Genomic DNA, 10,132 nt, shown 5'->3' on the forward strand with positions numbered 1-10,132 from the left:
CCTTCACAACCGCGTAAAACCTACAAAAAAACATGAAAAAGCATTTTTACTTTACCGTCTTACTTTTCTTGTGTCTCCAATCGTTGCTACTAAATGCTCAGGTAATTACTTCCCCTGAGATTGATGCATTGGTTGAAAAAACCTTGAAGACGTTCGACGTGCCGGGAATTGCGGTGGCGGTGGTTAAAGACGGCAAAGTGATTCACGCCAAAGGCTACGGCCTGCGGTCGCTCAATACGAAAGAGAAAGTAACCAAAAACACGCTTTTTGGTATTGCCTCCAACAGCAAAGCCTTTACTTCAGCGGCGCTAGGGATGCTGATGGATGAAAAAAAACTGACTTGGGATACCAAAGTGACGGACATTATTCCCGAGTTTAAAATGTACAATCCGTACGTGACCGAAGAGTTTACCATTCGGGATTTGCTCACGCACCGCAGCGGATTGGGCTTGGGCGCGGGAGATTTGATGTTTTGGCCCGACCAGAACAATTTTACCCTGAAAGACATCATTCATAACCTCCGCTACCTCAAACCTGTTTCGGGATTTCGAACCAAGTATGACTATGACAACCTGCTCTACATCGTGGCGGGCGAGGTGGTGACGCGGGTATCAGGAATGCCTTGGGAGGATTTTATCGAAACCCGAATACTCAAACCGCTGGGCATGAATGCCACGGCGGCTTCGTACAAACGCCTGAAAGACAAGTCGAACGTGATTGACCCGCACGCGCCCGTGGAGGGAACTGTCAAAGTAATTCGTCGCGATTGGAGTGAGGTGGCCAATGCCGCTGGCGGAATCTATAGCAACGTGACCGACATGAGCAAGTGGATAATCATGCAGATGGAGAATGGTAAATTTGATAACAACAAACAACTTTTCAGCAGGGGAGTACACGATGAAATGTGGACACCCCAGACCATCATTCCCGTCAGAGGCACTAACTCCTACAATACGCATTTTTCTGGCTACGGATTGGGCTGGTTTTTGAGCGATGTTAAAGGATTCAAACAAGCTACCCACACGGGCGGATTGGCGGGTATTGTAACGCAGGTGACGTTGCTGCCCGAGCTGAAACTCGGCATTATTGTTTTTACCAACCAGCAATCGGGCGCGGCATTTACGGCCGTAACCAACACTATTAAAGACAGTTATCTGGGGATTAAAGGCTTGGACCGCGTGAAAGAAAACCACGACCGAGTACTTGCTAATGAGGCCGAAGCCAAGAAAATAACGACTGAGATTTGGTCGGCAATTGAGAGGCAACAAAAAAGCAACGGGGCCCCAACGGAGACAAACTTGTTTTTGGGAACTTATCAAGACGCGTGGTTTGGCGAGGCGGTGATTTCAATCAAAAACGGGAAGCTATGGTTTGATTCCAAACGTTCTTTTCAACTAACGGGAGAGTTGTTGCCGTATAAAGGCAATACCTTTATCGTCAAATGGACCGAGCGTAGCATGGATGCCGACGCCTACGTGATGTTTGAGTTGGACAATGAAGGCAAAGCATCAGGCTTCAAAATGAAGGCAATTTCTCCCTTGACCGACTTCAGCTTTGACTTCCATGATTTGGATTTTAAGGTGAAGAGCAAGTAGTTTAAATAAAATCCAGTGCTACCACTTTTTCGCAATACATCTCGTTGAGGTTGTCTTTATTGACCTTAAAAATCATCAAAAACGGGGCGTCATTGAGGGGTATATCGCGCTCAAAATCCTGCTTTTTCTGAATGATTCGCCAGTTTTGACATAAATAAGTAGTAATGGCGAGGGTAGACTTATTTTCGATTCCACAAAAAAAGTAGCAGTTAATGGTTTCGGAAGAGAATGTTACGGGAAGTTTCAATAAAAATCCGCAGTCAAATCGCTCGTTGCTTTCGTAGTAATCGGTCCAAGCCGCTTGCTGGGTTTGGGCATTAATATACTTTACTCTGAACCGTACGGGGCCATCGGTATATTCTATAAAATCGGCAGCCTGTTTTTTGAGTACCCACCTGAAAAAGTAGTTAGAATAAAACCCAATCGAAAAAATGCAATTTGTTTTGTTTAGGTTTAAATTCGTTTCGTTAAAATCTAGTTTTCTATCGGTAACTTGAATCAAATCTTGGTCATACATCCTTTTGGGAAGGGTTTGATTGTAATCATGAAACAGGGTAATCAATTCCAATAAACATTCAGTGTCTCTCGAATCAACGGTTTGCTCATTGGCCAGTGGAAACTTTCCCATCATGTCGGGAGGAGGAACGTCTTTGTTGGCGTCAAAAATGGGTTGAATTACCACTATTTTGCCCTCTTTTTTGATGCCAAAAAAATGATGAAGCGTCAACGAAAACTCGCTGATATAAGCCTGAGGATTGGCATATCCCAAAAACTTTGTAAATAAATTTAAGTAATCCTCCTGAAAATTAACCAGTTCTCTAGTTTGTACTTCGTTGCGCTTACGCCAGAGGTACATTGTATTGAAGGTAGAGGAGAAAGATAAATGGGTGGCTTCTTCCAGAATGGACTGAAAGTAAGTGACGTTGGTTTTGGGGTTGGTTAATTTCCAGATGAATGTTTCGGAGCCTCGGTAGGTCATTCCGCGTTTTACGAACTCCTCCTGTAATTTGGTTTTAACGTCCAGATAAAGTTGTTCACACAAGTTTTTATTGATGTTCATCGGTAGGGCAATTGTGTTCCATTTTGTTCCGAAAATAGTTTAAAATTTTGTAATAAATTAACTAATAATAGAATAAATAGGATAAAAAAATGTGCTTAAACTCAAATACACTGTGTCATACAGTAACCTATGATGAATGAATAACGAAAGGTTGTCTTTGCTTTTTAAGGCAACCTTTCGTTCTAAAAATGGATGATTTATTACCAACTAAATTTCTAAAAATCGAATGAATCTTACATTAAAACGCATTCAGCACGTAGGTATTCCGGTTACTGATTTGGCCCGTTCCGTTGCTTTTTATGAGCAATTGGGTTTTGAAAATGTAATGTCGTCTTCGTTTGAATTCAACGGTGGTCAAGGCAATGTTGCTATGATGCAAAGTGGGGAGATTATCATCGAAATCTACCAGATGCCCGATAGTGAATTGGCCGAAATCAAAAATAGAAAAGACGGACACGTCGATCATGTTGCTTTCGATGTCGAAAATATCGACGAAGCGTTTGAGCAACTCAAAGCGGCTGGCTTTGCCATTTTGGAAGAGGCCCCCGTGTTTTTGCCTTTTTGGAAAAATGGCTGTAAATATTTCAATATCAAGGGGCCCGATGGCGAACGTTTGGAGTATAATCAGATACTATAAGCGATAATAAAAACTAGGGTTTTATATAAGAAATTTTTGAGATGATGCCCACCGAGCGTCGTTGAGAATCAAGATTCAGCAATGGTGTAACCCACCAAAACTGATAGGTTAAAGTGAACAGAAATGGCAGCGGCGATGAGCTGCTGCCATTTTTTTTAGGCCAAAAAGAGGGGCATTTTTACTTTTTATCAACGTATAAAACCGTTTTGAGTAAGTAAAAAAAGGTATTATTTCAGTTTTAAGGATAATCTGAAATAACCATGCAAAGAAAACTCACCTCGATATTGATGGTCGCTGGTAGCCTGTATGCTTCATTTGCGCAGGCTCAAACGGCAAGCAGTTGGGAAACCGTTCAGTCGACCACAAGCTGCACCGCGCGGCACGAAAACGCTTTCACCAAAGTAGGTGATAAGCTATACCTGATTGGCGGGCGCGGCACGCGCCCCGTAGACGAGTACGACCCCGCCACCAACACGTGGAAGCAATTGGCTGCGCCTCCCATCGAAATGAATCATTTTCAGGCCATTGAATACAAAAATGAAGCCTATGTAATGGGGGCTTTTATGGGTGCGTATCCGCACGAAAAACCCATTTCGAGTATCTATATTTTCAACCCCGCCAAAAATGAATGGCGCGTGGGCCCTGCCATTCCTGCCGACCGTTTGCGCGGTGCTGCGGGCTCGGTGGTGTATAAAAATAAACTTTATCTGGTCTGCGGCATTCAGGATGGGCATTACGATGGGCACGTGGGTTGGTTGGATGAATATGACCCCAAAACCAACACCTGGCGTAAACTCCCCGATGCTCCACACGTTCGCGACCACGTTTCGGTCGCCATCATTGATGACAAACTGTACGTAGCAGGTGGGAGACGCTCCACGGCACGCATCAATCAAGTGCTAAACCTGACCGAACCCGCCGTGGATGTGTTTGATTTTAAGACCAATACGTGGACGACGTTGCCCGAAAGCCTGAATTTGCCCACCCAACGGGCGGGAAATACCACTGTTCCGTTTGGGTATAAATTGCTCATTATGGGCGGTGAAAGCGCCGCGCAAGTGGAAGCCCACGCCGAAGTGGAAGCCTTTGATACCAAACAAATGAAGTGGGAAAAACTGCCCAACCTCAACAAGGGGCGTCACGGGACAGGGGCCACGGTCTACAAAAAGAAAGTGTACGTGGCGGCAGGTTCGGGCAACCGAGGCGGCGGCCCCGAACTTACCACAATGGAAGTATTAAAATAGCCTTCCCTGCATTCCATTTACTTTTTCGGTCTATCATTTTTTAGTTTACTATTTCAGTCTATCTTTTTCGGTTTACTTTTTTTTGGTATACTTTTTCAGTCTATCATTTTTCTGTTTACTATTTTGCGGTTTATCTTTTTTCAGTTTACTATTTCAGTCTATCTTTTTCGGTTTACTTTTTTTTGGTATACTTTTTCAGTCTATCATTTTTCTGTTTACTATTTTGCGGTTTATCTTTTTTCAGTTTACTATTTTTCGGTTCACAAATGACCATCGATTCTCACCAACATTTTTGGATTTTTGACGCGGTACGCGATGCGTGGATTAATGACGAAATGAAGCGTATTCAGCGCAATTTTTTACCTGAAGATTTATGGCCCGTTTTGCAAGCCAACGGCGTTGACGGTTGCGTAGCCGTGCAGGCTGACCAATCGGAAGCAGAAACGCTCTTTTTGCTGGCTTTGGCCGAAAAATATTCCAGCTTCGTCAAAGGCGTGGTGGGATGGGTGGATTTGCGAGCTTCCAATCTCTACGAAAAGCTCGAATACTATTCACAATACGAACTCCTGAAAGGGTTTCGTCACGTGGCGCAGGCCGAACCTGACGATTTTCTGGCTCGCCCCGAAATCATCAAAGGCATTCGACAATTAACCGCTTTTGATTTTACGTATGATATTCTGATTTATCCTACCCAGCTCAAAGCCGCGCTGCACTTGGTGCGGGAGCTGCCTCAGGTAAATTTTGTGGTTGACCACATTGCAAAGCCGTACATCAAAGATGGTAAATTAAACACATGGTCCAATTATATGCGGCAATTGGCGGCGCAACCGCAGGTTCATTGTAAAGTGTCGGGAATGGTGACCGAAGCCGATTGGAAAAACTGGACGAAAAAAGATTTTTATCCCTATCTCGACGTCGTATTTGAAGCATTTGGACCTGACCGACTGATGTTTGGCTCTGATTGGCCGGTGTGCCTTGTAGCGGCTGAATATGAGCAAGTTATCGGGCTAGTCCGTGACTACATGATAAACGTTGGTTTCTCGACCAGCGACCAGGCCAAGGTTTTTGGAGAAAACGCCACGCGTTTTTATCGGTTGGAAGAATAAATCAAGAAAAAAACATCATCCTGCCCGAATACCTATATAAACAGATTCGGGTAGGAAAAATCTGTTGTCAAAAAACGAATCTGCTCAGGCTTGTGAATCGGGCCTTAAATGCACAAGTACTTCACTAATTGTCGCAAAATCACGAAAATTTGGGTGCTCTACTCGGTGCTCGATGTGTTCGTATGCCCAAGTGGTATGGAATGGAATGTGAAAACCGTGCCCGCCAATGGCCAATACGGGTAAGACATCTGATTTGAGCGAATTGCCAATCATCAAAAATTCATCAGCCTCAATGTCAAGGTGTTTGATGAGCTTTTGGTAGTCGGCTTCCTTCTTTTCGCTCATAATTTCGATGTGGTGAAAATAATGCTCTAAGCCCGATTTACGCAGTTTTCGTTCTTGGTCGAGCAAATCCCCCTTGGTCGCTACCACCAACCTGTAATGTCCCGAAAGTGATTGCAGGACGTGTTCGACATCATCCAGTAACTCAATGGGTTTTTCGAGCATTTCTTTGCCCAACGCAATGATTTTTTCGATGACAGGTACGCCGAGGGTGTTTTCGGAAATGCGCAGGGCCGTTTCGACCATACTCAAAATAAAGCTCTTTACACCGTAGCCGTACAGCGAAATATTTTGGACTTGGGTCTGGTACAACTCCGCCGATATACTGTGGTGGGGGAGGTAATCTTCGAGCAAACCGCAAAATTTACGCTCAGTTTCCTGAAAAAAAGGCTCATTGACCCAAAGGGTATCGTCGGCGTCAAACGCAATTACTTTAATACTCATATCTATTTTAATGACTAGCGGTCATTGAAAATCAATTTTTATACATTCCACCAATACGTCAATTTTAAGACAATGGCGCGGTTCTTGACCATTAGGTTTTCGGGTAAATAATTATCAGTGTATACGATAAACAGGTCAGAAGCAGGCTGATAGCGCCATTGAAGGCGGGTATTTAGGTTAATGTTTTTTGCTTGGCTGTTGTACTGCACAAAAGTAGTCCAGAACAGACTGTTGGTAAATGTAATGTCTACCCTAGGGCCTACGAGCCACAACTCAACGGGGGTTTTCAGGTAAGGAACCTGAATTTTGTTATAATCTACCGAAAATTTGGTGGCTACGTAAGGTTGAAAACGATACCCGAGGGTTGTTTTTAAATTTAGGCGGGTTCCGTTGGCAAAAAAGCCACCGTAGCGGGCGCTGAAAGCGTAGGTCAAGCGTGCGCGGGGGCTAGAGGTGAAATCCATTCCTGCCGATTTCCAATTGTGATTTGTCCCAGCTGCTAACTTCTCACGGCCCGTATTTGTGGGGTCAAAGGGAGCCAATAGCTGTACGTAATTGGAAGCGACACCGACGACACCAGTAGCCCGATTTCGAAAATTAAAGGTGTAGGTCAGCGTCGTTTCATTGTCGGTCAACTTACTTGATTTGTTCCAAAACAGGGTCGTTTGGAGCAGCGGCCCGTGGCTGATGAGGCTTTGTGAATTGACAAAAAATAAATATCCGACGTTGGGTACGGCCATTTGATACCCGCGCCGGGCGGCGTTGGGCACATAGCCTACTTCGGCGTTGTAGTTCTCGCCGACGTATTCATATCGCCATTGCCAAAAGAGATTTGCTTTGTTGAAGTTGAGCAGGCTCGAAATGGCCACATCGTTGCCCGATAAGTGTGGACTGAACGACTTGAGCACGGTGGCTTTGCCCGTCCAGATATTATTGGCGGAGGCCAAGTTGAATTCGGCGCCTATGTTTCGGTTATATTTTCCCGTTGTTTTATGGATTTGCTCATCATAGCCCAATGATTCTTTGTTGACCATCAAGATGCCGACGTTGGAACGGGCAAATACTTTGCGTTGCAAGGCTACGACGGCAAAGTTCTGGGCGGGCAAATCCCCCTGCTCACGGGTTTGGGTATCCAAAACGCCGATACGCCAGTTTTTATCCAATTTACCGCTGAGCCTTGCCCCGAATAAAATCGGAACGCCCAACCCGATACGTCGCGAGAAGAAGGGGCGCAGGGTCGAAAAGCCAAAACTGGCAAACAAGTCGGCATTTTCTAAAAAGAACTGTCGTCGTTCGGGAAAAAATAGTTCAAAACGGTCTAAATTGGTTTGTTGAACATCCACTTCCACCTGCGAAAAGTCTGGATTGACGGTCAAATCGAGGTTAAGGGATGAATTTAAGGCAATTTTAGCATCTCCTCCAATGGCGGGCTTCCAGTCGGCAGGAGTCTTCTTAACGTGGTCTTTCGATACATTCGTGAGTGCGTAGGGAATCAACGAAATGTTTTTTCCCGCAGGAGGCAGCGGCTTGTCCCACACCAATACGCCAGCATAGCCCAAATTGGCCGATTGAAATTGACGCGGAACGGGTGCCCACGCCGATTTTTCGTTGATGGTTAGTTCAAGACGACTAAAATTGATGCCCCAGCGGGTTTGTTCTGGCCGGTAGCGGATGCTTTTAAAAGGAATGGCGGCTTCCCATACCCAGCGGTCATCGTAGTTTTTAGTAGCTCCGTGCCATTTATTGTCCCAATTAAGGTTGATGAATGTCCCGTCGGCCTCTTGTCCGTCCCAATAAGCGCCTGCGGCACTGGCTCCAAACGAAAAGCCGTTGGTTAAGTCCTCAAACGTATCCAGAACGATAAAAAAATTGTCATTGTTGCCAAAATTGAAGTCTCTTTTCAGGGATTCTACCACAAGGGAACCCTTTACAGGCTTATAATTGATGGCAATGATGTAGAGGTTGTTTTTATCATAACACATCTTAACCTCCGTTTTGGCGCGCGACAGGCTGGTGTCCATCGGCGTAATCATAAAGAAATCTTTGGCGGTTTCGGTAGTTTGCCAAGCGGCATCATTTTCCAGACCGTCGATTTTGAGAGGAGCATCTGCTTCCCGAATGTGGTATTGGTAGGATTCATTTTTCTTTTGGGCAAAAACCGTTACCCCACACAGTAAAAACCACAGAAACAGACGCATTTGTAGCATTTGAAAAGATGTAAGTAATAAAGAATGAAGGGCGGTTAGAGTCGGGCCCTAACCGCCAAAATGTTTGGTGTGTCTTGAAGGCTATTTTATTGGTATGCCACCGCCACCTGACGCTGGGTGCCGAGGTGGTCGATGCCCAGTTCTACCACGTCGCCTGACTTGAGGTAGCGAGGAGGTTTGAAACCAAGACCCACCCCAAACGGAGTACCTGTAGAAATCACATCACCGGGCAGAAGGGTCATAAATTGGCTGAGGTAGCTAACAAGTTTAGGGATTTTAAATACCATGTCGTCGGTGTTGGAATCCTGCAACATTTCGCCGTTTACTTTCAGCCAAAGGCGTAATTTATGCGGGTCGGCAATTTCGTCCTTGGTTGCCATAAACGGTCCCATAGGCGCAAATGTGTCGTTGCTTTTGCCTTTTACCCACTGACCGCTGCGCTCAAGTTGAAACTCACGTTCAGAATAATCATTGTGTAAAATATAACCCGCCACGTAATCCATGGCCTCGGCCTCATCGACGTAGCTGGCTTTTTTGCCAATCACAAAGGCCAGTTCTACTTCCCAGTCGGTCTTGACGGAGTTTCGGGGAATGACGACATTGTCAAAAGGACCGCAGAGCGCCGTGGTAGATTTAAAGAAAATAACAGGCTCTGGGGGCACCTGAGCGCCTGATTCGGCGGCATGTTTGGCGTAGTTCAGCCCGATGCACACGATTTTGGAAGGACGCGCTACGCAGGAACCGAGCCGAAGGGTGTCGGATACTTCTGGACAGGTGTCTGCATTTGCAGTCAGCCATTCTGCCAAACGATGAATACCGTTGCTTGCAAAAAAAGCTTCGTTGTAATCCTGACCGAAGGCTGAAACGTCAATTTTACGCCCATTGGGGAGAATTACGCCCGGTTTTTCCTGTTCAAAAGTGCCAAAACGAAAAAGTTTCATGGAATTTGGTGGTGTTTTAAAACTATCTCTGTGAGAAATAACAATTGTTTGAAAGATTCATCTTTCAAAATAAGCAGTTTTAGACCGATTTCTAACGCAGTACAATAGTGATAAAAAAAAAATAAAGTTTTTTTTTGGTCGTAATTCGCTGATATAGGTTAACTTCCATTTTTTCTTTATTTTTTTTTTAGTTGAGGGCTTGCGTCGTATCTATGTTTCGTCTACTTTTGCACCACAATTCACGGAAACAACCACCGAATTGTAAAAAAAATGATTCTGTAGCTCAGCTGGTAGAGCAATACACTTTTAATGTATGGGTCCTGGGTTCGAATCCCAGCGGGATCACAAAAAGCTAAAAAAACCCTCAAAACACGCTGTTTTGAGGGTTTTTTGTTATGGAATGATTATAGAAATGAAGGATCAAACCCAAAATTTGTGGAGAGCGTTGGATTTTTTTAGGTTTGTGTTTTAATCAACCCTATCTGTTTTGGAAAGTTTTCTGCCTTTATTAGAGTACCTCTTACCTGATTTTATCGTATCCTACTACGAATTACTC

8 protein-coding genes and 1 tRNA gene are annotated in these 10,132 nt (G+C 44.7%); 5 read left to right on the plus strand and 4 right to left on the minus strand.

The genetic code is table 11. The annotated features are described in order from the left end of the window. Positions 1 to 32: 32 nt before the first annotated feature. Positions 33 to 1,595: a serine hydrolase gene (locus NCI00_RS11480; RefSeq protein ID WP_253527589.1), complete on the plus strand. Its 1,563-nt coding sequence runs from the start codon at positions 33 to 35 to the stop codon at positions 1,593 to 1,595. 1 nt (position 1,596) lies between these two features. On the opposite strand, the gene NCI00_RS11485 is transcribed toward NCI00_RS11480, so the two are convergent. After that, on the minus strand, positions 1,597 to 2,655 hold the full coding sequence (locus NCI00_RS11485) for a hypothetical protein (protein ID WP_253527591.1): 1,059 nt from the start codon (positions 2,653 to 2,655) through the stop codon (positions 1,597 to 1,599). A 226-nt stretch (positions 2,656 to 2,881) separates the two neighbouring features. Here NCI00_RS11485 and NCI00_RS11490 point away from each other — a divergent pair, with 226 nt between their 5' ends. The 3 genes from NCI00_RS11490 (at position 2,882) to NCI00_RS11500 (ending at position 5,642) form a co-directional block, all read left to right on the plus strand. Further along, complete coding sequence (locus NCI00_RS11490; protein ID WP_114459166.1) at positions 2,882 to 3,292, plus strand: VOC family protein; 411 nt, start codon at positions 2,882 to 2,884, stop codon at positions 3,290 to 3,292. A 260-nt stretch (positions 3,293 to 3,552) separates the two neighbouring features. Continuing rightward, positions 3,553 to 4,536 (plus strand): Kelch repeat-containing protein, encoded by a 984-nt coding sequence (locus NCI00_RS11495; RefSeq protein ID WP_253527593.1) that lies wholly within the window; start codon positions 3,553 to 3,555, stop codon positions 4,534 to 4,536. A gap of 266 nt (positions 4,537 to 4,802) precedes the next feature. Further along, complete coding sequence (locus tag NCI00_RS11500) at positions 4,803 to 5,642, plus strand: amidohydrolase family protein (protein WP_253527595.1); 840 nt, start codon at positions 4,803 to 4,805, stop codon at positions 5,640 to 5,642. 84 nt (positions 5,643 to 5,726) lie between these two features. Here the strand turns inward: NCI00_RS11500 and NCI00_RS11505 are convergent, their stop codons facing one another. The 3 genes from NCI00_RS11505 to NCI00_RS11515 form a co-directional block, all read right to left on the minus strand. Then, complete coding sequence (locus NCI00_RS11505; protein ID WP_253527597.1) at positions 5,727 to 6,428, minus strand: HAD family hydrolase; 702 nt, start codon at positions 6,426 to 6,428, stop codon at positions 5,727 to 5,729. A 38-nt stretch (positions 6,429 to 6,466) separates the two neighbouring features. Further along, a complete protein-coding gene (locus NCI00_RS11510) occupies positions 6,467 to 8,626 on the minus strand; it encodes a carbohydrate binding family 9 domain-containing protein (RefSeq protein WP_253527599.1) in 2,160 nt (719 codons plus the stop codon). A 95-nt stretch (positions 8,627 to 8,721) separates the two neighbouring features. Next, entirely contained in the window at positions 8,722 to 9,576 is an 855-nt protein-coding gene (locus tag NCI00_RS11515) for a fumarylacetoacetate hydrolase family protein (protein ID WP_253527601.1), read from the minus strand. Between the two features lie 272 nt (positions 9,577 to 9,848). On the opposite strand from NCI00_RS11515, the gene NCI00_RS11520 reads away from it, so the two are divergent. Then, positions 9,849 to 9,921 (plus strand) — tRNA-Lys (locus tag NCI00_RS11520). Positions 9,922 to 10,132 lie beyond the last annotated feature (211 nt).

The organism is Runella salmonicolor (assembly GCF_024158025.1).
Taxonomy (GTDB): domain Bacteria; phylum Bacteroidota; class Bacteroidia; order Cytophagales; family Spirosomataceae; genus Runella; species Runella salmonicolor.